Below are 23,439 nucleotides of genomic sequence, written 5' to 3' on the forward strand. Positions count from 1 at the left end.
CGGACCGACGATGTTCCGCCCTTCCACGGCCGGTGGCACGTGGCGGGACCGGACGGGTCGGTGGTGGGCGCGTACCGACCGGTGGCGACGCCGGACGGCCCGGCTCGCCCGGCAGGCCACCGCGGCGAGCATCACCAGCCCGGATCCGGCCGACGGCACCCCGCCCGGCACCCTGGACGCCGCGTCACCCCGGCCGCCCCGGCGGGCGGTCGGGCGCCGCTTGGCCCGCCGCCCCGGGCCGGTACCGGTGATCACCCTGCTGCTCGGCATCCTCGTCACCCTCTTCGGGGTGCAGAGCGTCACCGGGATCACCCTGCTGCCCAGCGGGCTGCCGTTCGGTGCCCCGGCACCGCCCCGCAAGTTCCCGGTGCTGGAGTCGAGCCCGCCGGTCGCGATCGGCATCCGGTCGCTCGACCTGGATGCCCCGGTGCACCCGGTCGGGGTCGCACCGGACGGCACCATCGAGGTGCCGGCGTCGGACCGCCGGGACGAGGCCGGCTGGTACAGCCAGAGCCCGACCCCCGGCCAGTACGGGCCGTCGGTGATCGTCGGTCACGTCGACACCCGGACCGGCCCGGCCGTCTTCCACGACCTGGCCGGGCTCCGCCCCGGCGCCAAGATCGAGGTGGACCGGGAGGACGAGTCGGTGGCGGTCTTCGAGGTCAACTCGGTCCGGCGGTTCAACAAGTCACAGTTGCCGGTCGACCAGGTCTACGGCGACTTCAGCCGGCCGTCACTGCGACTGATCACCTGCGGCGGGCGCTGGGTCGGCGGCTCCACCGGGTACGCCGACAACGTGGTCGTCTTCGCGTCACTGGTCTCGGCCCGGCACAACTAGCTGAGCCGGTACCGCGTTCAGTTGAGCGTGCGGTGCTCAGGCCGCCTCGGCCTCGCGCAGGTCCAGCCAGTCCGCCCAGCGCGGGTCCGGCGCCCGGTGCCCCAGCACCCGCCAGGCGATCCCCTTCGGCGCGGCCGGCAGCGAGTTCAGCCGCCAGCCCAGCTCGGCCGGGGTCTTGTCGCCCTTGGTGTGGTTGCACTTCGCGCAGGCGGCGACGACGTTCTCCCAGGCGTGCCGGCCGCCCCGGCTGCGCGGGAAGACGTGGTCGATGGTCTCGGCCGGACCCCGGCAGTAGACGCAGCGCCAGTTGTCCCGGGCGAAGATGGCCCGGCGGGAGAGCCCGACATGCGTCCGGTAGGGCACCCGGACGAACCGGGTCAGCCGGACTACCGACGGCACCGGCAGGGAGTTGCGGGCACTGTGCAGGATCCCCTCGCCGTCGGCCACGCACACGGCCTTGGCGGAGAGCACCAGGATGGCGGCCCGACGCACTGAAACGACACACAGCGGCTCATAGGTGGCATTGAGCACCAACGCTCCGGAGCCCACCGTGGGTCGTATGTCAGGCATCGCGCTCACCCTCTCGGTTGTTTCTGGTCCGCTCCCTCGCCCGCCTGGTGCCGGCCGCGCCCCGGTTGCCCGATCGGCAGCAGGCACCGACCGGCCGCCCAGACCGCGGCCGACGCCGGCAGATCACCGGCATCCGTGCGCCAATAGTCCCCGATAGCCGACGCGATTGCACGTACTAATCGGGGGTCCCGCAGAAAGCTTTCACGTCCCGTGGCAAGATGACCGGTTCCGTCCCCACCGTTCGGCGGCACCGGCCCGCGCGACGGCGGCGTCCGACACGTGCCGGCGGGTCGGCCGAGACCGGCGGACGCCGGTACGGTACGAAGTCATTCGTGAACCCCGCGACGCTGATCACCGCCGCCGTACTCGGAACGCCACCGGCCGAGACACCGGAGCCGAAGCCGAGTTGCCTGGACAACCCGCTCTGCGACCAGGTCTACCGGGTGACAAAGTCGGCGTGGTTCGCCGAGGGGAGCAACCTCTTCCTGATCAAGCCGGCCACGATCGTGCTGATCCTGCTGGTGGCGGTCCTGCTCCGCTTCCTGCTGCACCGGACCATCAACCGGCTGGTGCGCAGCACCTCGGAGAGCCGGATCCCGGCGGTACTCCGGCCGTTGCGGGAACGGATCCCCAGCGCCGCGCCCGACCCGCAGGCGGTGGTACCCGAACGGCGCCGGCAGCGGGCCGAGGCGATCGGTTCCGTGCTGCGCAGCATGACCACGGCGGTGGTCTTCGCGATCGCCGTGTTGCAGATCCTGAGCGAACTCAGCTTCGACCTGGCCCCACTGCTGGCCAGTGCCGGTATCGCCGGTCTGGCCCTCGGGTTCGGCGCACAGACGCTTGTCAAGGATCTGCTCGCCGGGCTCTTCATGCTGCTGGAGGACCAGTACGGGGTCGGCGACACGGTGGACCTCGGCGAGGCGACCGGGGTGGTCGAGGCGGTCGGCCTGCGGATCACCACCGTCCGGGACGCCCGGGGAGTGGTCTGGTACATCCGCAACGGCGAGATCATCCGGGTCGGCAACAAGAGCCAGGGCTGGGCGATGGTGGTGGTGGACATCCCGATCGGCTTCGCCCGGACCGAGGAGGCCACCGCAGTGCTGCGCACCGCCGCCGCCTCGGTCGCGGTCGACCCGGAGCTGGCGCCGGAACTGGTGGAGCCGCCCGAGGTGGTCGGGGTCGAGCAGATCACCGTGGACGGTTCGGTGATCCGGACGGTCGCCAAGACCACTGCCGAGGGGCAGCTTCCGGTCTCCCGGGAGCTGCGGCGCCGGCTGGCCGAGGCGCTGGAGAACTCGGGCATCACCGCCGGCATCGCGGCGACCAGGATGTTCCCCCGGCCGTCGACCCCACCGGCCGACGGCGAGACCGGCCAGGGTGGAGCGACCTGAGCGAACCTTTTTCGGGTACGCCACCAGCGCCCCGCCGACCGGTTGACCCGGCACCGGTACGCGACGGCACCAGTTCCGCCGGACGGCGCCGTACGGGGTACCGGATGGCCTGGCCAGGGGGCCGGCCGTCAGGGGTCGCGTACCGTGTGGGCGGTCGGGTATGGTCCGTTCGACCAGTCGGAGATGTGACGATCTATCCGTTCGCCCTAGCCAGTCGTCATACGATCGGGCAGAATCCAGAACTAGCTCCCCTCCCGGAGCGTAACGAAGACCTTGCTGATCAGAACGTCTGACGTTCCCGGCAGCCCCATCCCAATTGGTCAGCGGTCGAGAACGATGGAGGCCCACCGGTGTCCGAAGAGACACACACTCCCGAGCGGCCGGCGACCTATCGGGAGGTGTTCGCCCAGCGTGAATACCGGGCGGTCTTCGCGGCCACCGTACTGACCTGGACCGGCGACTATCTGGCCAAGGCCGCTGTCACGTTGCTGGTCTACCAGCAGAGCGAGTCCGTGGCGCTCTCCGCGGCGGCCTTCGCGATCAGCTACCTGCCGTGGCTGGTCGGCGGTCCGCTGCTGACCACCCTCGCCGACCGGTACCCGTACCGGACGGTGATGGTGATCTGCGACCTCATCCGGTTGCCGCTCTACGCGGCGATCGCGATCGACGGTCTGGACACGCCGGTGATCCTGGCGCTGCTCTTCGCGGCGACCCTGGCCAATCCGCCCAGCCAGGCGGCCCGGTCCGCGATGCTCCCCCTGCTGCTCACCGGCGACCGGCTGGTCGTCGCGCTCTCCCTGCAGGGCAGCGTGGGACAGGCGGCCCAGGTCGTCGGCTACGCGGTCGGGGCCGGCATCGCGCTCTACAGTCCGGCGCTGGCCCTGCTGCTCAACGCCGCCGCCTTCGGGCTCTCCGCGCTGATCCTCTGGATCGGCGTCCGGCACCGGCCCGCCGTGCCGCCCGAGCACGGCCGGCAGCACCTGCTCCGGGAGACCGCCGCCGGCTTCGCCCTGGTCTTCGGCACGCCGGTGCTGCGGGCCATCGCGATCATGGTGTTCTGCGTGATGCTGTTCGCGATCGTCCCGGAAGGGCTGGCCGCGGCCTGGGCCACCGACCTCGCGGGTTCGGGCGCCAGCCGGAGCGCCACCCAGGCGCTGATCATGATCGCCGCACCGGCCGGTTTCATCCTCGGCGGCGTGCTCGTCGGCCGGGCCCTCCGGCCGAACCTGCGCCGGGCGCTCGTCCGGCCGTTCGCGGTACTCGCCCCGCTGTCCCTGGTGCCCGCCCTGTTCAACCCACCGCCGGCGGTGGTCGCGCTGCTGGCCGCGGTCGCCGGCTTCGCGGTCGCCGGGCTGATGCCGGTGACCAACGGGCTCTTCGTGCTGGCCCTGCCGCACGGTTACCGGGGCCGGGCGAACGGCGTGATGAACACCGGCGTGCAGGTGATGCAGGGGCTCGCGGTGCTCGTCACCGGCCTGCTCGCCGAGCGGTTCAGCATTCCCCGGGTGGTGGGGCTGTGGAGTGCCGCCGGGGTGCTGCTGATGCTGGTGCTGGCGTTGCGCTGGCCGCAGTCGGAACGGTTCGACGAGGCGATCGCGGAGGCCCGGCGCCGTTCCGCCGAGCGGGAGGCGACGGCCGAGGCGGCCCGATCGGGACAGCGTCGGGCGCCGAACTCCCCGCCCAACCCCAGGCCGCCCTCGTCCGAGGCCGGCATCGGCGCGGTCTGATCCCCCGCACCGCGCTGGAGGTGAGCCAGCCCGCACCGCTCGGATGTGAGCCAGCCCGCACCGGGAGGACGGCGCAGAGGCGGCGATGATCGCCCATCCGGGTGGCAGGATGGAGCGGTGAATCCCGCAGGTGAGCGAGAGCAGACCCGCCCGTCGCCGACGTTCTTCGACGAGATCGGCGGCGAACCGACCTTCCGACGACTGGTCGACGAGTTCTACGCGGGTGTCGCCACCGACCCGGTGCTCCGGCCGATGTACCCGGAGGCGGATCTCGGCCCGGCGGCGGACCGGCTGAGGCTCTTCCTGATCCAGTACTGGGGTGGCCCGAACACCTACTCGGCGCAGCGCGGGCATCCCCGGCTCCGGATGCGGCACGCGCCGTACCGGGTCGGGCCGGTCGAGCGGGACGCCTGGCTGCGGCACATGCGCCAGGCCGTGGACCGGCTGGAGCTGTCGCCGGAGCAGCACGAGACCCTGTGGCAGTACCTCGAACGGGCCGCGTACTTCATGGTCAACACGATGGACGAGACGCCGGGGCCGGCGCACTGAGCGCTGCCCCTGCCGGAGTCGGCCGCTAGAGCAGTGCGCCCTCGTCGTGCAGCCAGTCGACGAAGGTGGTCGCCACCGCGGCTCCGCAGTCCAGCATCTCGACGAGCAGGGCGTCGTGCGCTCCTGCGCTCAACGGCACCTGCAACTCGGCGTAGATGGGCAACTGGCCGCGCTCGGTGGGGTCACCGACGTACGCCTTGCAGAACCGGCGGGTGTGGTTCCACTCGTTGACCACCCGGTAGGCCCGGTCGGCCCAGTCCGGCGGGACGGTGGAGTGTGGCCGCGCCCGCATGACGAGGATCTCGTCGTCCGGCCCCTCCAGGGCGAACAGCACGGCGTGCCGTTCCCACATGGCCAGCAGGCTGCCGTCGCCGTCGGCGAGGTAGCGGACGTCGAGCAGGTCCAGCGCGTCGCCGACCCGGCGCAGCGTCACCGGCGCGATCACCGGGGGGATCTCCCTGATCGAGGCCCGATCTCCGGGCCGCGCGTCGGGTTCCGGTCGGGAGTCGTGTTCCGGCTCCCGGGGCGCCGGCGGCCCGACCCGGACGGCACCGTCCGACTGGATCCTGCTTCGAGTTTCCGGCTCGCCGCCACCGGCGTGGCCGGGGCGCCATGACCACCACGGCATCGCTTGCGCACCTCACTCCCCAGCGGATCCACGTGCCTACGTTGCGTTGGATCCGAGGCCCGACGGTACCCGTACAGCCGGCTCGAAGCACCCCCCCACCGACAGCCCCGGGACGGACGGACCATACCGCCTCATCCGTTCGGTTGATCACGCGCCGGTTTTATCGCAAGCTGACTGACTTTCTGTGACCATGCCACTCCGAATGGTGCAGCCAGTCCGACCCAACGACCCATGATCCGCACCCGTACGGCGTCCTGGTCAGGTGAGCCGGAGGAGCTGAGAAAGCCCATCCGGACGATGGCCTGAACCAGCCGTTGAGAGATCTCTATCCGCCCGCCACCCGGGGAGGGATCGTTGGCGATGCCGACCCCGGTTCCCCGATCGGTGTCGATCGATGGTGCGGTCACCACCACCGCGACGTGGTCGAGCAGGGCGTCCCGGACCGCCCGCTGGCCGACGGCCCGGCCGGCGACGCCCTCGGTGGCGGCACCGCGCAACGTCTGCGCCGCCGCGGCCGCGATCCGGCGCAGCTCGGCGCCGGCGATCGTCTCCACCACCGTGCCGGGCCCGCCCGGCACCGGCCAGCGCCAGTCGGCGTCCCGGCGGCGCGGCAACGCCGCACCGCCGCGGCCCAGCTCGGCCAGCAGCTCGGCGGCGGAGACCGTGGCGTCGCCCGGCCCGGCCCCGGCGACCACCCGGCCCACCAGCACGTTCCAGGGCAGCCGCGCCCAGAGTACGGTCCGCTCCGGCGCCCCGGGGGCCGCACCGGGCGCCCCGGAGCGGAGCCGGACCACCGCACCCGGGTCGAGCCGGGTCAACCGGGCCAGGAAGGCACCGGCGTCCGGCAGGCCGGAAAGCCCGTGACCGTTCCCGGCCGCGACCGGCGCACCACCAACCTTCTCCGCAGCGGACACCGACATCGCTCCCTACGCTGGCTTGTCCCGGGTCGTCGACTCGATCAGGTACCGCCGGAGGAACTCCTGCTCGGAGTCGGTGAGCCGGCGGGGTCGCTGCTTTTCGAGGTCGAACGGCACCAGCACCGACCGGGCCCGGCCGGCCAGCACCGTACGGTCGAACAGCTCGTAGACGACGGTGAACCGCGACTGCCGCAGGTCCTCGATCCACATCTCGATGCGTACCGTCGGGGCACGCTCGACGGTCGTTTCGTCGAGCGTGTACCCGACCGGGCGCAGGTAGTCGATCTCGTGCCGGTAGATCACCACACCGTCGGCGAACGAGCCGACTCCCCAGGCCCGGCCGCCGGCGAACATCAGCGCCACCCGGGCCTCCTCGTAGAGGGTGAGGAAGCGGGCGTTGTTGACGTGCCCGTACGCGTCCAGGTCCGACCAGCGCAGCGTGCACTCGTAGACGTACCTGCGGCTGTCGAGCTGCTCCGCTGGCGCCGGTCGGGACTGCACCGGACTAGTCACGGGTGAGCTTGCGGTAGGTGACCCGGTGTGGCCGGGCCGCCTCGGCACCGAGCCGGTCGATCTTGTTCTTCTCGTACGCCTCGAAGTTGCCCTCGAACCAGAACCACTTCGACGGGTCCTCGTCGTCGCCCTCCCAGGCCAGGATGTGCGTCGCCACCCGGTCCAGGAACATCCGGTCGTGCGAGATGACCACGGCGCAGCCGGGGAACTCCAGCAGCGCGTTCTCCAGCGAGGAGAGGGTCTCCACGTCCAGGTCGTTGGTGGGCTCGTCGAGCAGGATGACGTTGCCGCCGATCTTGAGGGTCAGCGCCAGGTTGAGCCGGTTGCGCTCGCCGCCGGAGAGCACCTTTGTCGGCTTCTGCTGGTCGGGGCCCTTGAACCCGAAGGCCGCCACGTAGGCCCGGGACGGCATCTCGACCTTGCCCACCATCAGGTGGTCCAGCCCGTCCGAAACCAGCTCCCAGACCGTCTTGTCGCCGTGCAGGCCCTCGCGGTTCTGGTCGACGTACGACAGCTTGACCGTCTCACCGACCTTGACCGAGCCGGCGGTCGGCTGCTCCAGCCCGACGATGGTCTTGAAGAGCGTGGTCTTGCCGACGCCGTTCGGGCCGATGATGCCGACGATGCCGTTGCGGGGCAGCGAGAAGCTGAGGTTGTCGATCAGCACCCGGTCGCCGAACGCCTTGCGCAGCGAGTGCGCCTCGATCACGGTGTTGCCCAGGCGCGGACCCGGCGGAATCTGGATCTCCTCGAAGTCCAGCTTGCGGGTCTTCTCGGCCTCGGTGGCCATCTCCTCGTAGCGGTCCAGCCGGGCCTTGGACTTGGTCTGCCGGGCCTTGGCGTTGGACCGGACCCACTCCAGTTCCTCGGTCAGCCGCTTCTTCATCTTGGCGTCGCGCCGGCCCTCGACGGCCAGCCGGGCGGCCTTCTTCTCCAGGTAGGTGGAGTAGTTGCCCTCGTAGCCGACGGCCCGGCCCCGGTCGAGTTCGAGGATCCAGCCGGCCACGTTGTCGAGAAAGTACCGGTCGTGGGTGATCGCCATGACCGTGCCGGCGTACTTGGCGAGGTGCTGCTCCAGCCACTGCACGCTCTCCGCGTCCAGGTGGTTGGTCGGCTCGTCCAGCAGCAGCAGGTCGGGCGCCTCCAGCAGCAGCTTGCAGAGCGCGACCCGGCGCCGCTCGCCACCGGAGAGCTGGGTGACGTCGGCGTCCGGCGGCGGGCAGCGCAGCGCGTCCATCGCCAGTTCGAGCTTGGAGTCGATGTCCCAGGCGTCCTCGTGGTCCAACTCCTCCTGGAGCTGCCCCATCTCGGTCATCAGCTCGTCGGAGTAGTCGGTGGCCATCTGCTCGGCGATCTTGTTGAACCGCTCCAGCTTGGCCTTGGTCTCCGCCACCGCCTCCTCGATGTTGCCGAGCACGGTCTTGGCATCGTTGAGCGGCGGCTCCTGGGCGAGCAGCCCGACGGTGTAGCCGGGCATCAGCCGGGCCTCACCGTTGCTCGGCCGGTCCAGGCCCGCCATGATCTTGAGCAGGCTGGACTTGCCGGCGCCGTTCGGACCGACCACACCGATCTTGGCCCCCGGCAGGAAGCTCAGCGTCACGTTGTCCAGCACGACCTTGTCGCCGTGCGCCTTGCGCGCCTTCTCCAGGACGTAGATGTACTGGGCCACGGTGCGGCCTACCTCCCACGGATGTGATGTCCCCGGATGCCGTGTTTACGACCGACCACGACGTCGGGCTTTGCTCTGGACCGCGCTGTCGGGCTGGCCGGCCGCGCGGTGCGGCGGAAACGCCATCGTCAATCCTGACAGGTCCGGCCCGGCCCGCCCACATCACCCTCCGCCGAACCCGGCGCCGGACCGACCGGGTGGTCATGATCACCTTTGTGTTTTCGCACCGCGTCCCGCAGGGCAGTACTTGTGGCACTGGGGGTTAGGCACCGCAGCTACGCTCAGTACGCTCAGCGGTGGACCACCCGTCATCACCGGAGGTGCACTGATTGTGACCGTACGTAGCTCGTTCGTGGTCGTTGCGAATCGCCTGCCGGTCGACGAGGTGACAACTCCCGAGGGACGCCAGTGGCGGCGCAGCCCCGGAGGTCTGGTCACCGCCCTGCACCCGGTGCTGGCCCAGCACCAGGGCACCTGGGTCGGCTGGGCCGGTGGAGTGGGCGCCGCACCGGAACCGTTCGACCTGGAGGGCATCCGGCTGCACCCGGTGCCGTTGAGCGCGGAGGAACTCGAACGCTACTACGAGGGCCAGTCCAACGCCACGATCTGGCCGCTCTACCACGACGCCGTGGAGACCCCTGCCTACAAGCGCCGCTGGCGCGAGGCGTACCGGCTGGTCAACGCCCGGTTCGCCGAGGCCGCCGCCGAGGTGGCCGCCGAGGGCGCGACGGTCTGGGTGCAGGACTACCAACTCCAACTGGTGCCGGCGATGCTCCGGGAACTCCGGCCCGACCTGCGGATCGGCTTCTTCCTGCACATCCCGTTCCCGCCGATCGAACTCTTCATGCAGATGCCGCTGCGCGCCGAGGTGCTGCGCGGGCTGCTCGGCGCCGACCTGGTCGGCTTCCAGCAGCGGCTGGCGGCGCAGAACTTCGTCCGGCTGGCCCGGCACCTGCTCGGGCTGCGCTACGAGGGCCAGATGATCCAGGTGGACGGCCGGCAGGTCAAGGCGGGCGCCTTCCCCATCTCGATCGACGTGGCCGAGATGGAGCGGATGGCCGTCGACCCGGCGGTGCAGGCCCGGGCCAAGCAGATCCGTACCGAGTTGGGCGATCCGAAGACCGTCATCCTCGGGGTGGACCGGCTCGACTACACCAAGGGGATCGAACTTCGGCTCAAGGCGTTCCGCGAGTTGCTCTCTGACGGAAAGTTGACAGTTCCCGACGCGGTTATGGTGCAGGTTGCTACGCCGAGTCGGGAACGGGTGGAGCACTACCAGGCACTCCGGGTCAAGGTAGAACGCGAAGTTGGTCGAATTAATGGCGAATTCGGCCGGGTCGGTGTGCCGGCCGTCCATTACCTCCATCAGTCGTACAGTCGCAGTGAACTGGCCGCGCTCTACTGCGCGGCCGACGTGATGATGGTGACCCCGCTGCGAGACGGAATGAACCTGGTGGCCAAGGAGTACGTAGCAACACGCGCCGACTCGGGCGGCGCCCTCGTGCTCAGTGAGTTTGCCGGCGCCGCCACCGAGCTGCGCCAGGCATTCCTCTGTAACCCGCACGACCCGGACGGTGTCAAGGACGCGCTGTTGCGCGCGGTCCACGTCGACAAGGTCGAGGCCCGGCGCCGCATGCGCATCATGCAGCGCCACCTGCGTACCCACGACGTCGGGCACTGGGCCCGGTCCTTCCTCAACGAGTTGGGCGTACCCGAGACGGAGGACGAGTGAAGTCCGGCTCACTGCTCGACGGGGGTCCCCGGACCCTCGACGCGATCGACCCCGAACTGCGATCCGCCATCGGCCGGATCGCCCGGGTGCCACAGCTCCTGGTCGCCTGCGACTACGACGGCACGCTCGCGCCGATCGTGGAGGACCCGACCAAGGCCGTGCCGCTGCCCGAGTCGGTCGCGGCGGTACGCGCGCTGGCCGCCCTGCCGCAGACCACGGTCGCCGTGGTCTCCGGCCGGGCCCTGCGTGACCTGGCCACGCTCTCCCGGCTGCCCAGCGAGGTGCACCTGGTGGGCAGCCACGGCTCCGAGTTCGACATCGGTTTCGTCGAGCGCCTCTCCCCCGAGCTGATCGAGGTGCGCACCCGGCTGCGTAACGAGCTGCGCCAGATCGTCGCCGGCCGGGCCCGGGTACGGCTGGAGACCAAGCCGGCGAGCATCGCCGTACACACCCGGGGCGCCGATCCCGAGGTGGCCGCCGAGGTCGTCGCGGCGGTCGACGCCGGCCCGGCCATCTGGCCGGACGTGACCGTGACCCGGGGCAAGGAGGTGATCGAGCTGTCGGTGATCCCCACCAACAAGGGCACCGCGCTCGAACAGCTCCGCACCCAGCTCTCGGCCAGCGCCGCGCTCTTCCTCGGCGACGACGTCACCGACGAGAACGCCTTCGCCAAGCTGCACGGCCCGGACGTCGGCGTCAAGATCGGTCCGGGCGAGACCCGGGCCGCGTTCCGGATCAACGAACCGGTCGACGCCGCCCGGGTGCTCGCGCTGCTGCTCGAGGTACGCCGGAACTGGCTCTTCGGCGAGCGGGCCGTACCGATCGAGCGGCACTCGATGCTCGCCAACGGGCGTACCGTCGCACTCGTCACCCCGGAGGCGAGCCTGACCTGGCTCTGCCACCCCAAGCCCGACTCCCCGGCGATCTTCGCCGACCTGGTCGGCGGCAACCCGGCCGGCTACTTCAGCGTCGCGCCGGAACGCGGCGGCCTGCCGCTCGGCCAGCGCTACCGGACCGGGACCATGACCGTGGAGACCCGCTGGTCCGGGCTGACCGTCACCGACTGGCTGGACCGGCCGTCGGCCGACGACGTGCCGACCGGCTCGGCGGTGATCAGCGGCGACTCGACACTGGTCCGGGTGCTCAGCGGCGCCGGCCGGGTCCGGCTCGACTTCGCCCCCCGGCCCGAGTTCGGCCAGGTCGCCGTGCAGCTCCAGCCGCTCGGCGACGGGTTGCTGGTGCTCGGCTCCAACGAGCCGATCGCGCTCTACTCCCCCGGTGTCGAGTGGGAGATCGTGAACGACGGCGGCTACGAGTCCGCCCGTGCGGTGGTCGACCTGGCCGCCGCCGGTGGCCAGATCACCTGCGAGTTGCGGTTCGGCTCGCACAGCCTGGACCACCACCGGGTACCCGTGCAGGAGCGGCAGGCGGTGGCCGAGCAGCCGTGGCGGGACTGGGTCGCCGGGCTGCGGCTGCCGGGCACCGCCCGGGAGATGGTCGGGCGGAGCGCGCTGACGCTGCGCGGCCTGGTGCACGAGGCGTCCGGCTCGATCCTGGCCGCCGCGACCACCTCGCTGCCGGAGGAGCTGGGCGGGGTACGCAACTGGGACTACCGGTACTGCTGGCTCCGCGACGCCGCGATGACCGCCCGGGCACTTGTCGACCTGGGCTCGCTGAGCGAGGCCGAGGGTTTCCTGCGCTGGGTCGACGGCTGTGTCGAACGCACCGGCGGGCACCCGGAACGGCTGCACCCGCTCTACACAGTGGACGGCTACGAACTCGGCGCCGAGGCGGTCATCGACACCCTCCCCGGGTACGCCGGCTCCCGGCCGGTCCGGGTCGGCAACCTCGCCAACCACCAGCTCCAGCTCGACGTCTTCGGGCCGGTCGCCGACCTGCTGGCGGCCGTCGCCGACCTGCGCGGCGAGGTACGCGACACCGAGTGGCGGGTACTGGAGAACATGGTCGAGGCGGTCGCCCGGCGCTGGCACGAACCTGACCACGGGCTCTGGGAGGCGCGGCTGCCGCCCCGGCACCACGTCTACTCCAAGGTGATGTGCTGGATGACGGTGGACCGGGCCCTGCACGTGGTGCGGCGGCACGGCGACGGCGACCGGCCGGAGTGGGTCGAGCTGCGTGACCGGATCGGGCACAACGTGCTGGAGTTCGGCTGGCACGCCGGTGCCGGCGCCTACACGGTCGCGTACGGGGACGAGGAGATGGACGCCTCCTCGCTCTGGATCGGCCTGTCGGGTCTGCTGCCCGACGACGACCCCCGGTTCCTGGCCACGGTGCTGAAGGTCGAGGCCGACCTGCGCAGCGGTCCGGTGGTCTACCGCTACCGGTGGGACGACGGGCTGCCCGGCCGGGAGGGCGGCTTCCACATCTGCACGGCCTGGCTGATCGAGGCGTACCTGCGCACCGGACGGCGCTCCGACGCGGAGGAGTTGTTCAGGCAGATGGTGGACACCGCCGGCCCGACCGGACTGCTTCCCGAGCAGTACGACCCGATCTCCGAACGCGGCCTGGGCAACCACCCGCAGGCGTACAGCCACCTGGGCCTGATCCGCTGTGCCCTGCTGCTCGACAACATGCTCAAAGTCTGACCGAGCGGTCTACCGCGGCGACGGCCCGGACCTGTCACACCTGGGTCCGGGCCGTTCCCTGTCTCTGCCGGGTCACCTCCCCCAGTCACCCGCCAACCGTTCGTGTGCCACTCTGGCGGCCCAGCAGTAGCCGGTGTGGTCCGGCGGGTTACCGCACGCCCGGCAGTTGCCGCCGTTACTGACGTGGCGCAACAGCACACTGCGCATCGCGGCCCGCTCGACGGACTCCGGCACCGGCACCGGCCCGAGGTCGGTGAGTGGTACGGGCTGCTGCGGTAGGTCATCGCTGAACATGGGCGTCACCCTTCGTTGCGTCCGAGCCCGCCCGCTGGCCGGCGCCCCTTGCCAAGGGACGGGGTGATCCGGCCGCGCGGGCAGAGCAGGGCCGACGTGCCGCCCCCGAGCCCCGCTCCACGAGCGGCACAGCCCATACACAACAGCCCCTTGCCACTTCGACACCGTCAATGTGGCAAGCGGCGAAGTGGCAAGGTCAATTGTGCCTACCGTCGCCCCATGAGGCTGGTTGCCCTGGCAGATGTCGCCGCGATGCTCGGCGGGGTATCACGCACCAGGGCAACCGAGATCGTCCGCCGGCCTGGGTTCCCCGAGCCCGTTGACACCGTCGGCAACGGCCGCATGCGGATCTGGGACCGGGACGCCGTCGAGGCGTGGATACGCGACAACCGGCCCAGCCAGCGCGACGAGAGCGAGTAGCCGGGAGAGCGTCCTCGGACACGCGGAACGGCCCGCGTGCCGGACCGGTCTCTCAGGCTGCGGGCCGTTCGTTGCGCCGTGCAGGCTACTTTTCTGCCAGTTTTTTGAGCCAATCGGAGATGTAGTGCAGGTGGATGCCGGCCCCAAAGTTGTCCTGATCCGTTAGGGCCCCTTCCACACCGTCGATCGCCTCCCGGAGCCGGGCCAACTCATCAGCTACCGCTAGGACCGCGTACACCAGGGCTTCCTGACGCGTTGCCGCCGCGCGCTCGGGCATCGTTTCGTCGTCTTCGTTGGCCGAGTTGATCAGGTTCTGGGCGATGTCGCTCATGGTCCGCTTAGCCACGCTGCGCCTCCTCCTGTGATCAGAGCGTGGCGCGATCCTGTCCCTTTATCCGGTGGCGTGCGTCGATGTGTCGGGGGGACGACACGAAACGCATCTGCACGCGCCGGTACTGCCTCCGGGGCAGCCCGGCTGTGGACCCGACCGTCACCGTACGCCGGGCACTCCGGCCAGGGTGGTCACCACGTCACCGACGACCACCACCGCCGGAGGGCGGAAACCGGCCGCCTGCGCCTGCGCCGCGACCGCGTCCAGAGTCGACCGGAGCACCCGCTGACCGTTGGTCGCACCCTCCTGGACCACCGCCGCCGGAGTCTCCGGTGCGCGGCCGTGCGCCCGCAGTACGGCGGTGATCGCGGGCAGGTTGTTCAGCCCCATCAGCACCACCAGGGTGCCGCGCAGCCGGGCCAGCGCCGACCAGTCGACAAGCGAGTCGGGGTGCTCCGGCGGAAGGTGCCCGGAGACGACAGTGAACTCGTGCGCCACGCCCCGGTGGGTGACCGGGATGCCCGCCGCCGCCGGTGCCGCGACCGAGCTGGTCACCCCGGGGACGACTGTCACCGGGATTCCGGCGGCGGCACAGGCCAGCGCCTCCTCGCCACCCCGGCCGAAGACGTACGGGTCGCCGCCCTTGAGCCGGACCACCCGGGCGCCGGCCAGGGCGCGATCGACGAGTACCCGGTTGATCTCCTCCTGCGCGGCGGCCGGGCCGTGCGGGATCTTCGTCGCATCCACCAGCTCGACCTCGGGGCGCAGCTCGTCCAGGAGCAGCCCGGGGACCAGCCGGTCGGCGACCACCACATCGGCCTCGGCGAGCAGCCGCCGGCCCCGGATGGTGATCAATTCGGGGTCGCCCGGCCCGGCACCGACCAGCGCCACCCGACCGGCCGGACGCTCCGGCCTCCCGGCCGCGACACTGGCACTCGAATCGACACTCGCTGCGGAAGTGGCAGCAGGGGTGGCGGTGGAATCGGCGGCGGGAACGGTGAGCGTTCCGGCGATCAACTGCTCCCGGATCGCGTCCCGGACCGCCACCGCCCGACGCGGGTCGCCCCCGCCGAGCACCGCGACGGTGAGCGGGCCGTGCCGGGTGACCGCCGGGGTCCAGGCGGTCGCGGCGTCGCGGTCGTCGGCGCGTACGCAGAAGATCTGCCGCTCGGCGGCGGCCGCGCTCACCGCCTCGGCGGCGGCCGGGTCGTCGACCGCCACCTGCACCAGCCAGGCACCGTCGAGGTCGGCCGGGGCGAACTGCCGGGCCACCCACTCCAGGCGGCCGGCGTCGACGTGCGCCCGCAGCGCCGGGGTCAGCTCGGGGGCGACCACCACCACCCGGGCCTCCGCCTCCAGCAGCGCCGGCACCCGCCGGGTCGCCACCGCTCCGCCACCGACCACCAGCACACGCCGGCCGGCGAGCCGCAGCGCGAGCGGATACATGATCACTTCTCCGACACTCCCGCCGAGTCGAACGTGGCCACCTCGTGCAGCACCCGCACCGCACCGGCGACCACCGGATAGCCGAGCAGGGCGCCGGTGCCCTCACCGAGTCGTAGACCCAGGTCGATTATCGGCAGCAGGCCCAGCCGGTCCAACCCGGCGGTCGCGCCCGGCTCGGCCGAGCGGTGCCCGGCGACCATCGCGCCGACCGCGTCCGGGGCGAAGGCCGCCGCCGCGAGCGCGGCGGCGACCGCGCTCACCCCGTCCAACAGCACCGGGACCCGCCGGGCAGCACCGCCCAGGACGAAACCCGCCAGCGCCGCGTGCTCCAGGCCGCCGACCGCGGCGAGCACCCCGAGCGGATCCGTCGGATCGGGTACGTGCCGAGCCAGCGCCGCCCGGACCACCGCCACCTTGCGGGCGTACGTGACGTCGTCGATTCCGGTACCCCGCCCGGTGGCCTCGGCCGGGTCGATCCCGGTGAAGGCGGCGATCAGCGCGGCGGCGGCAGTGGTGTTGCCGATCCCCATGTCACCGGTCAGCAGGATCCCGGCCCCGGAGTCGAGCAGTTCGTCTGCGACCCGGATGCCGGTCTCGACCGCGCTGCGTGCCTCGTCCCGGGTCAGGGCGGGCCGGACGCTCATGTCCCGGCTGCCGTCCCGGACCCTGGCACTGATCAGCCGGGGGGCCGACCGCCCCGACCGCTGCGCCGGCACCTTCACCTGCGGCAGCGGGGTGGCCACCCCGACGTCCACCACTGTGACGGTCGCGCCGGTCTGCCCGGCGAACGCGTTCACCACCGCGCCGCCGGCCAGGAAGTTGCCGACCATCTGGGCGGTGACCTCCTGCGGCCACGGGGTGACCCCCTGGGCGTGTACCCCGTGGTCGGCGGCGAAGATCGCCAACGCGGCGGGCTCGGGCAGCGGCGGCGGACAGACCCCGGCCAGCCCGGCCAACCGGATCGAGAGTTCCTCCAGCGCACCAAGTGAACCGGCCGGCTTGGTCAACCTCCCGTGCAGGTCCCCAGCCGCGGCCATGGCCGCTTCGTCGAGTGGACCGATCCCGGCGAGGGTGGCGTCCAACATCATTCCTCCAGGATTCCGGCCAGCGCGGCCACGAACAGGTCGGTGGTGGCAGTGTCCCGTACCGCGAGGCGCAGCCAGTCAGGGCCCAACCCCGGGAAGCTGTCCCCGCGTCGTACCGCGAAACCCCTGTCGCGCAGGGCCAGCCGTACCCGGGCCGCCCCGGGAAGGTGTACCAGAACGAAGGCACTGGCCGGGGTACCCGCGACGCGTACCCGGGGCAACTCTCCGAGCCGCCGCACCAGGTACTCCCGCTCGACTGCGAGCCGGGCGGCGATCCGGCGCTCCGCCGCGACAGCGGTGGGCGTGGCGCAGGCCGCCGCCGCGGCGAGCGCGGGGGTGGAGACCGCCCAGAGTGGCTGTACCGCCGCCAGCCGCTCGACCAGTTCGGCCGGGGCGAGCAGGTAGCCGATGCGGAGTCCGGCGAGTCCCCAGGTCTTGGTGAGGCTCCGCACCACGACCAGCCCCGGGAGGTCACGCCGGCTCGCCAGCGACTCGGGCTCGGCGGTCCCCTCGACGGCGAGGGCGGCGGCGTCGGTGGGGTCGCTGGCGATGGTGAGGTCGCTGGGGTTGGCGGCGATCGTGGAGTCGGCGAACGCCTCGTCGACCACGAGTATCCGGCCGGGTCGGGCCAGGCCGGCCAGCACGTCGGCCGGGTGGAGTACCGAGGTCGGGTTGGTGGGGTTGCCGATGAAGACCAGATCGGCGTCGGCCGGTACCAGCTCGGGGTCCAGCCGGAAGTCGGTCTCCGGCGGCAGCAGTACCCGCTCGACCCGGTGCCCGGCCGCGCGCAGCGCCGCCTCCGGCTCGGTGAACTGGGGATGTACCACCACCGGCCGGCGGGCGCCCCGGAACGCCTGGGCGAGCAGCACGAACCCCTCGGCGGCGCCGGCGGTGAGCAGTACCTCGCCGGCCGGGCGGCGGTGCCGGGCGGCGACGGCGGCCCGGGCCGGCGCCGGATCGGGGTATGAGGCCAGTGTCTCCAGCGCGGCCACGACCGGTTCCCGCAACCAGGCCGGCATCGGGTGCCGCTGGACGTTTACCGCGAGATCCACCAGACCGGGCGCGAGTTCGACATCGCCGTGGTGACCCAGATCCGGCCCGTGCGGATCGGGCTGATCCGTGGAATGCGGGGCGGGCCGGTGCATGGGGATGATCCTGCCGGGCGCGCGGCCACAGGGGCCAGCGGCGTCCCGGAGCGGATCGGAAGCGATCGAATCGCCCGGCCCGGAGAATCGCAGATCCGCGAATCTTTATCATGTTTTACCGAGATTTATCCTAGCTTGGAGACGTGACCAACCCCACCACCCGCTCTGCCTCTGGTCGACTCGTACCCCTGCTCCGGGCCGGACTCATCGCTGGCGTGGTCGTCGCGGCGGCGCTGTTCCCGTTCGTCGCGGTCGGTGGACTGGCCGCCAAGGCCGGCGCCGACCTGGTGGAGAAGACCCCGGCCGATCTGCTCGCCTCCTCACCCGCGCAGACCAGCTACGTCTACGCCGCCGACGGGACGACCCTGATCACCACCTTCTACGAGGAACACCGCCGGTACGTGCCGGTCTCGCAGATGTCGCCGTTCATCCAGCAGGCGATCGTGGCCTCGGAGGACTCCCGGTTCTACGAGCACAACGGCGTCGACCCCAAGGGCGTACTCCGGGCCTTCGTCGCCAACCAGCAGGCCGGCGGAGTGTCCCAGGGCGCCTCCACGCTGACCATGCAGTACGTCCGGATGGCCCTGCGGGACAGCGCGAAGACTCCGATCGAGGCCCGGCAGGCCACCGAGCAGACGCCGATCCGCAAGCTGCGTGAGATGCGACTCGCCCTCGACCTGGAGAAGGAGACGACGAAGTCGCAGATCCTGGAGCGCTACCTCAACTCGGCCTACTTCGGCCACCGGGCGTACGGCATCTACTCGGCGTCGGAGATCTTCTTCTCCAAACTGCCGAAGGACCTCAACCCGGTCGAGGCGGCCACCCTCGCCGGGCTGGTCAAGGCGCCGACCACGTACGACCCGGCCAGCTCGGACCGGAAGGCCGCCACCGACCGGCGCAACTACGTACTCGACCGGATGCAGGCGATGGGCTACCTGTCCCCGCAGGCCACGGCCACGGCGAAGGCCGAACCGATCCAACTGCGCCTCAGCAACCCGCCGAACGACTGCGTCTCGGTGCCCGAGGAGCGCAACAGCTGGGGCTTCTTCTGTGACTACCTGAAGGGCTGGTGGGCCGCACAGCCGGCCTTCGGCAGCAACACCCTGGAGCGCCTCGACCGGTTGCGCCGGGGCGGCTACACCATCGTCACCAGCCTGGACCCGAACATGCAGAAGATCGCCGACGAGCAGGTGCAGGGCGGCGAGTCCATCGGCAGCCCGTACGGGCACGGCCTGGTCGCGGTCGAACCCGGCACCGGGTACGTCCGGTCGATGGCGGTGAACCGGTCCTACTCGCTGGACCAGAGCGAGAACGGCCCGCACTCCGACCCGAGCAAGCGCAGCCGGATGAAGGGCAACTATCCGAACACCGTGGTCCCGCTGCTCGGCGGCGGGGACCTCCCCGGCTACCAGGCCGGCTCGACGTTCAAGATGTTCACCATGCTCGCCGCGCTGGACGCCGGGCTGCCCCTGAGCACGTCGTTCAACTCACCGCACAGGTTCGTCTCGATCTATCCGGACGGCAGCGGCGGCCCGACGGACTGTGGCGGCTACTGGTGCCCGTCGAACGCCAGCGGCGCGATGAGCGGCAACCAGACCATGTGGTCCGGCTTCGGCAAGTCGGTGAACACGTACTTCGTCTGGCTGGAGCAGAAGGTCGGCGCCGAGAACGTGGTCCGGCTGGCCGAACGGCTGGGCCTTCAGTGGCGTACCGACATCGACAAGCGGCAGGCGTCGCCGAGCCAGGCGAACAAGTGGGGGTCGTTCACCCTCGGGGTCTCCGACGTCACGCCGCTGGAGATGGCCAACGCGTACGCCACCGTCGCCGCTGAGGGACGGTTCTGCGAGGCCCTGCCGGTCACCTCGATCGTCGGGCCGGACGGCACCCCGGCGACGTACCGGAGCGGTTCCGGGATGGATCTGGAGATGGCGCTCCCCCGGTGCAGCCAGCAGGTCAGCGCCGACGCCGCCCGGGCCGCCACCGACGCCGCCCGCTGCCCGACCGGGGACACCCCGGCCCGGGGCTCCTGCGGCGGCTGGTCCACCGCCGACCGGGTCCGAGGCATCGTCGGTCGACCGGTCGCCGGCAAGACCGGTACCACCGACAGCGACCGGGCCGCCTGGTTCGTGGGCTACACCCCCGAGCTGGCCGTCGCGAGTTTCCTCTCCGACCCGGACAGCCCGATGAACCCGGTCGGCTCGGGTCCGGCGAACAAACCGATCGACGCCGTCGCCGGGTTCCTCAAGGGCGCGCTGAAGGACCAGCCGGTACGCCAGTTCAACCCGCCCTCGGACGAGCTCACGAGTTGACTGGTCAGTACGGTGGCCGGTCAGAGCCGGTGCAGGTCGGCGACGACCAGGGACCAGACCTCCAGGTCGACCCGGCCGCTGTGCACGTACCCGGCGTTGCGCAGCAGCCCCTCGTAGGTGAACCCAGCCTTCTCGGCCACCCGTCGAGAGGCGGTGTTGCCGGGGGCCACCCGCAGTTCGAGACGCTGGAAGCCGTGCTCCAGGATCAACGCGACGGCTATCGCGTCGACCGCCTCCGCAGCCATGCCGAAGCCACGCGCCTCCGGCGCGACCGCGTACGACACCTCGGTGACCCGGCCGCCCCAGTCCGTACGCTTGGTCCAGAGACAGCCCACCAGCAGCTCGTCCTCGCGCCGGATCATGCCGTAGTGGTCGCCGTTACCGCTGTCCCGCCGTTCCTGGGCCATCTCCGTGCACCAGGCCTCGGCGTCGATCTCCCCCAGTTCGCGCCGTAACGGCAGCCAGCGCCGGGTCTGCTTGTCGGCGAAGATCGCCGAGACCGCCGGCGCGTCCGTGCGGAGCAGCGGTCGTACGTGCACCCGTGGCGTCGACACGGTCAAACTCGGAAAGCGGCGCACCGCCACCTCTCCGCTCATTGTGCCGACTCACCCCATTCACTGCCGGATCGCATGCCGACCGTGCTCCGCCCGCCCGGCCGGTTGCCGATCCAGTCGGCCAGAACCGCCCACCCGGTCACATCCGCCACCTCATTTCGGCTCCCGCCCGCCGGATCTCGGCTTCCGCCGCCGGCAGCGACATCAGCGCAGAAACGAACCTCGGCTCCCGCCCAGGGTTGGCGACACGCCCGCCGGAGACCCGTTCCCGGGGTTCGTGGGCCGCCACCCGACCGGTCGCCGACCGGATTCACCCCACCGGTCCGCCGGCCGGACTGCTCGGCACCACACCGGCAATCCGCTCGGCCCCGGCCGTCCCGCCCGGTCCGGCACCGCCGCCCGGGGCAGGCTCGGCACCCGTCCGGGCCGCTGCGGGCGCCGTACCCGATCGGTCGCCGGCCCGAGGCGGCGCCGGCCGGTCCGCGGCGCCCCCGGGCACCGACTGCTCGTTGCCCACCATCGGCCTCGGCCGGGGCGCGGCCACCGCCTCCGGAGCCTCGCCCCCGCCGGCCGGAGCGGGCGCGGCGGAGCCCGGCCCGGCAGGTCCGGGTCGAACCGGTGCGCCGCTCACCGGGCCGTGGCCGTGGCCAGGGCCAGGGTCAGGGCCAGGGCCGGCGGCGACCCTCGGCGGGCCGGCGGCAACCCTCGGCGCCGGGACGCCCGCGCCAACGGCGTGGTGAGGAACAGCCTGCGCAGGATGCCCGGCCGGAGCAGGACGACCGGCTGCGGCAGGATCTCCGGCCGGGACGGGACGACCGCCCCGGGGACCATCGGCCGAGGCAGGACCACCGCTCGGGGAAGGGTGCGACACCGGGGCAGCCGGGCCGCCCTGCCCCGGCGGTGAGACCGGGACTGCCGGCGGGACCGCGCCCGGCGGTGACACCGGAGCCGACGGTACGGCCGGGGCGGACGGTGGCATCGAGGCGGACACGGGCAGGGCGGACGGTGCCGCCGGGGCCGGGGGTGGCGCCGAAGCCGGGGATGGCGCCGGGGCGCCGGCCGGTCCGGGTGACACCGGCGCGGCCGGCCCGGCAGCCGGTACGGCGCCAGCCGGCAAGACCGGGCCAACCGGCACGGCGCCAGCAGGCGTGACCGGGCCAGCCGGAGGCACCGGGCCAGCCGGCGGGACGGCGCCAGCCGGCGACACCGGAGCCGGATTGGCCTGGGCGGGCGTACCAGCCTGGGCGGGCGTACCGGCCGACGCGGCGGCGGCGACCAGGCGGCTGGCGATGATCGGGCTGCTCGCCCAGTGCAACGTCAACTGGGAGGCGTGCACCCGGCGCCAGACGAACCCCTCGGGCGGCCCACCGCCCCAGCTCCACGCCGGGGTCTGTCCGGCCCGTGGGGTCAGTACGCCACGATGCTGCTTGTAGCCGACCATCCGAGCGCCGAGCCGGGCGACCGGGGTGTCCGCCTGGGCCGTCGCCTCGCGGTAACCGACCACGGTCCGGTCCAGGCTGGCCCCGCTGGCGTCCAGCACTCCGCACATCGGGCGCCCGTCGAACTCCCGGGCCAGCCAGAGCAGCCCGGCGCCCTCGGCGATCACGGGTCGACCGGTACGCGCCAGTTCGGCAACGGCTATGCAGAGCCGGCGGTTCGCCGACAGCTCCTCGGCGTACGTCTCGGGTAGCGCGCCGCCGATCACCAGCGCACCGGTCTCGGCCGGCAGTACCTCGTCGCGGAGCGGGTCGAAGGTGACCACCTCGGCACCGGCCGCCGCCAGCAGTTCGGCGGTCTCGGCGTACGAGTACGACAGGGCCGGGCCGCCGGCCAGCGCCACCACCGTACCCGCGGCGGGCGCCTCGCCGACCGGCCCGAGTTCGGCGAGCGCCTCCGCCGCCGACCAGGCGGTCACCGGCACCCGGGGTGCCGAACGGGCCAGCGCCAGCAGCCGGTCGAGGTCGACGGCTCCGGCGATGGCCTCACCGAGCCGCCGCACCCCCCGGTACGCCTCCACGCCGCGCTGCATGACCGGCACCACACCGTGCTGGCGGGACGGCAGTACGGCGGGCAGGTCCCGTCGACGCAGCGCCCCGAAGACCGGTACCCCGATGTCGTCCAGCGCGTCGCGGAGCAGCTGCTCGTGCCGGTCCGAGGCGACCCGGTTCAGGATCACGCCGCCGAGCCAGAGCATCTCGTCGTACGCCCGGAAGCCGTGCGCGAGCGCGGCGACGGACTGGCCCATCGAGCCCACGTCGACGACCAGCACCACCGGGGCCCGCAGCGCGGTGGCGATCGCGGCGGTCGAGTCGACCTCGGGCCGGCCGGCCAGGCTGTCGAAGAGCCCCATCGTGCCCTCCACCACCGCGATCTCGGTGTCGGCCGAGCCGTGCGCGAAGAGCGGGGCGATCCGCTGCGAGCCGACCAGCCGGGGGTCGAGGTTGCGGCCGGGCCGCCCGGCGGCGAGCCCGAGATAGGCGGCGTCGGTGTGGTCGGGGCCGACCTTGAACCCGGTGGCGTCCAGCCCCCGGGCAGCGAACGCGGCGAGCAGGCCGACCGCGATCGCGGTCTTGCCGTGTCCGGACGACGGTGCGCTCACCACTACGCGCGGCGCGGCGATCATGGTCGGCTCCTCGGGGGCGGTCACCGGCCCGGGCGGGCGGTGCGGAGGTTCTGGTACGGACGGGATGGTGCGAGGGACGGCCCGGCCCGACC

At 72.1% G+C, this 23,439-nt stretch carries 20 protein-coding genes; 8 read left to right on the forward strand and 12 right to left on the reverse strand.

Annotation, left to right across the window (positions count from 1 at the left end):
* Window positions 1-10 precede the first annotated feature (10 nt).
* Window positions 11-838 carry a class F sortase gene (locus tag CLT71_RS15075; RefSeq protein ID WP_101367664.1) on the forward strand — a complete coding sequence of 276 codons (828 nt, stop codon included), beginning with the start codon at window positions 11-13 and terminating at the stop codon, window positions 836-838.
* Window positions 839-874: 36 nt separating this feature from the next.
* Here CLT71_RS15075 and CLT71_RS15080 read toward each other — a convergent pair whose 3' ends face one another.
* A complete protein-coding gene (locus tag CLT71_RS15080) occupies window positions 875-1,408 on the reverse strand; it encodes an HNH endonuclease (RefSeq protein WP_101367665.1) in 534 nt (177 codons plus the stop codon).
* Window positions 1,409-1,740: 332 nt separating this feature from the next.
* Here CLT71_RS15080 and CLT71_RS15085 point away from each other — a divergent pair, with 332 nt between their 5' ends.
* The 3 genes from CLT71_RS15085 (at window position 1,741) to CLT71_RS15095 (ending at window position 5,075) form a co-directional block, all read left to right on the forward strand.
* On the forward strand, window positions 1,741-2,799 hold the full coding sequence (locus CLT71_RS15085) for a mechanosensitive ion channel family protein (protein ID WP_486483274.1): 1,059 nt from the start codon (window positions 1,741-1,743) through the stop codon (window positions 2,797-2,799).
* 350 nt (window positions 2,800-3,149) lie between these two features.
* A complete protein-coding gene (locus tag CLT71_RS15090) occupies window positions 3,150-4,526 on the forward strand; it encodes an MFS transporter (RefSeq protein ID WP_101367667.1) in 1,377 nt (458 codons plus the stop codon).
* Window positions 4,527-4,571: 45 nt separating this feature from the next.
* Entirely contained in the window at window positions 4,572-5,075 is a 504-nt protein-coding gene (locus CLT71_RS15095; RefSeq protein ID WP_486483275.1) for a globin, read from the forward strand.
* A gap of 25 nt (window positions 5,076-5,100) precedes the next feature.
* On the opposite strand, the gene CLT71_RS15100 is transcribed toward CLT71_RS15095, so the two are convergent.
* The 4 genes from CLT71_RS15100 to ettA form a co-directional block, all read right to left on the reverse strand.
* Complete coding sequence (locus tag CLT71_RS15100) at window positions 5,101-5,703, reverse strand: type III secretion system chaperone family protein (protein WP_101367669.1); 603 nt, start codon at window positions 5,701-5,703, stop codon at window positions 5,101-5,103.
* 131 nt (window positions 5,704-5,834) lie between these two features.
* Complete coding sequence (locus CLT71_RS15105) at window positions 5,835-6,617, reverse strand: DUF8185 domain-containing protein (RefSeq protein WP_486483276.1); 783 nt, start codon at window positions 6,615-6,617, stop codon at window positions 5,835-5,837.
* A 12-nt stretch (window positions 6,618-6,629) separates the two neighbouring features.
* Complete coding sequence (locus CLT71_RS15110) at window positions 6,630-7,121, reverse strand: acyl-CoA thioesterase (RefSeq protein ID WP_101367671.1); 492 nt, start codon at window positions 7,119-7,121, stop codon at window positions 6,630-6,632.
* A 4-nt stretch (window positions 7,122-7,125) separates the two neighbouring features.
* Complete coding sequence (gene ettA, locus CLT71_RS15115) at window positions 7,126-8,802, reverse strand: energy-dependent translational throttle protein EttA (RefSeq protein WP_101367672.1); 1,677 nt, start codon at window positions 8,800-8,802, stop codon at window positions 7,126-7,128.
* A 331-nt stretch (window positions 8,803-9,133) separates the two neighbouring features.
* On the opposite strand from ettA, the gene CLT71_RS15120 reads away from it, so the two are divergent.
* Window positions 9,134-10,534 carry an alpha,alpha-trehalose-phosphate synthase (UDP-forming) gene (locus CLT71_RS15120; RefSeq protein WP_101367673.1) on the forward strand — a complete coding sequence of 467 codons (1,401 nt, stop codon included), beginning with the start codon at window positions 9,134-9,136 and terminating at the stop codon, window positions 10,532-10,534.
* Window positions 10,535-10,545: 11 nt separating this feature from the next.
* The gene (gene otsB, locus CLT71_RS15125) at window positions 10,546-13,140 is read left to right on the forward strand and encodes a trehalose-phosphatase (protein WP_101371466.1); all 2,595 of its coding nucleotides are present in this window, start codon (window positions 10,546-10,548) and stop codon (window positions 13,138-13,140) included.
* A 72-nt stretch (window positions 13,141-13,212) separates the two neighbouring features.
* On the opposite strand, the gene CLT71_RS15130 is transcribed toward otsB, so the two are convergent.
* On the reverse strand, window positions 13,213-13,434 hold the full coding sequence (locus CLT71_RS15130; RefSeq protein ID WP_101367674.1) for a hypothetical protein: 222 nt from the start codon (window positions 13,432-13,434) through the stop codon (window positions 13,213-13,215).
* Between the two features lie 219 nt (window positions 13,435-13,653).
* Between CLT71_RS15130 and CLT71_RS15135 the strand changes: the two genes are divergently transcribed.
* Window positions 13,654-13,854, forward strand: coding sequence for a MerR family transcriptional regulator (locus CLT71_RS15135; protein ID WP_101367675.1), 201 nt, complete (start codon window positions 13,654-13,656; stop codon window positions 13,852-13,854).
* Between the two features lie 85 nt (window positions 13,855-13,939).
* Here the strand turns inward: CLT71_RS15135 and CLT71_RS15140 are convergent, their stop codons facing one another.
* From CLT71_RS15140 to cobC, 4 genes are all read right to left on the reverse strand, one after another.
* Entirely contained in the window at window positions 13,940-14,200 is a 261-nt protein-coding gene (locus CLT71_RS15140) for a hypothetical protein (RefSeq protein WP_101367676.1), read from the reverse strand.
* A 144-nt stretch (window positions 14,201-14,344) separates the two neighbouring features.
* A complete protein-coding gene (gene cobA / locus CLT71_RS15145; RefSeq protein WP_101367677.1) occupies window positions 14,345-15,631 on the reverse strand; it encodes a uroporphyrinogen-III C-methyltransferase in 1,287 nt (428 codons plus the stop codon).
* A gap of 2 nt (window positions 15,632-15,633) precedes the next feature.
* Window positions 15,634-16,716 (reverse strand): nicotinate-nucleotide--dimethylbenzimidazole phosphoribosyltransferase, encoded by a 1,083-nt coding sequence (cobT, locus tag CLT71_RS15150; RefSeq protein WP_101367678.1) that lies wholly within the window; start codon window positions 16,714-16,716, stop codon window positions 15,634-15,636.
* Window positions 16,716-17,861, reverse strand: a complete 1,146-nt coding sequence (gene cobC, locus CLT71_RS15155; protein WP_101367679.1) for an Rv2231c family histidinol phosphate aminotransferase CobC — start codon at window positions 17,859-17,861, stop codon at window positions 16,716-16,718. The genes cobT and cobC overlap by 1 nt, the downstream gene beginning before the upstream one ends.
* A gap of 143 nt (window positions 17,862-18,004) precedes the next feature.
* On the opposite strand from cobC, the gene CLT71_RS15160 reads away from it, so the two are divergent.
* Entirely contained in the window at window positions 18,005-20,170 is a 2,166-nt protein-coding gene (locus CLT71_RS15160; RefSeq protein WP_101367680.1) for a transglycosylase domain-containing protein, read from the forward strand.
* A 20-nt stretch (window positions 20,171-20,190) separates the two neighbouring features.
* Here CLT71_RS15160 and CLT71_RS15165 read toward each other — a convergent pair whose 3' ends face one another.
* Together CLT71_RS15165 and CLT71_RS15170 are read right to left on the reverse strand one after the other, a co-directional pair.
* Complete coding sequence (locus tag CLT71_RS15165) at window positions 20,191-20,766, reverse strand: GNAT family N-acetyltransferase (RefSeq protein WP_101367681.1); 576 nt, start codon at window positions 20,764-20,766, stop codon at window positions 20,191-20,193.
* A gap of 268 nt (window positions 20,767-21,034) precedes the next feature.
* Window positions 21,035-23,347 (reverse strand): cobyrinic acid a,c-diamide synthase CobB, encoded by a 2,313-nt coding sequence (locus CLT71_RS15170; protein WP_101371467.1) that lies wholly within the window; start codon window positions 23,345-23,347, stop codon window positions 21,035-21,037.
* Window positions 23,348-23,439 lie beyond the last annotated feature (92 nt).

Source organism: Plantactinospora sp. CNZ320, assembly GCF_002846275.1.

Coding starts and splice junctions, on each gene's coding strand:
- CLT71_RS15075 (WP_101367664.1), top strand. CDS start 11: ATGTTCCGCCCTTCCACGGCCGGTGGCACGTGGCGGGACCGGACGGGT.
- CLT71_RS15080 (WP_101367665.1), bottom strand. CDS start 1,408: ATGCCTGACATACGACCCACGGTGGGCTCCGGAGCGTTGGTGCTCAAT.
- CLT71_RS15100 (WP_101367669.1), bottom strand. CDS start 5,703: ATGCCGTGGTGGTCATGGCGCCCCGGCCACGCCGGTGGCGGCGAGCCG.
- CLT71_RS15130 (WP_101367674.1), bottom strand. CDS start 13,434: ATGTTCAGCGATGACCTACCGCAGCAGCCCGTACCACTCACCGACCTC.
- CLT71_RS15135 (WP_101367675.1), top strand. CDS start 13,654: ATGAGGCTGGTTGCCCTGGCAGATGTCGCCGCGATGCTCGGCGGGGTA.
- cobA (WP_101367677.1), bottom strand. CDS start 15,631: ATGTATCCGCTCGCGCTGCGGCTCGCCGGCCGGCGTGTGCTGGTGGTC.
- cobT (WP_101367678.1), bottom strand. CDS start 16,716: ATGTTGGACGCCACCCTCGCCGGGATCGGTCCACTCGACGAAGCGGCC.
- cobC (WP_101367679.1), bottom strand. CDS start 17,861: ATGCACCGGCCCGCCCCGCATTCCACGGATCAGCCCGATCCGCACGGG.
- CLT71_RS15165 (WP_101367681.1), bottom strand. CDS start 20,766: ATGAGCGGAGAGGTGGCGGTGCGCCGCTTTCCGAGTTTGACCGTGTCG.
- CLT71_RS15170 (WP_101371467.1), bottom strand. CDS start 23,347: ATGATCGCCGCGCCGCGCGTAGTGGTGAGCGCACCGTCGTCCGGACAC.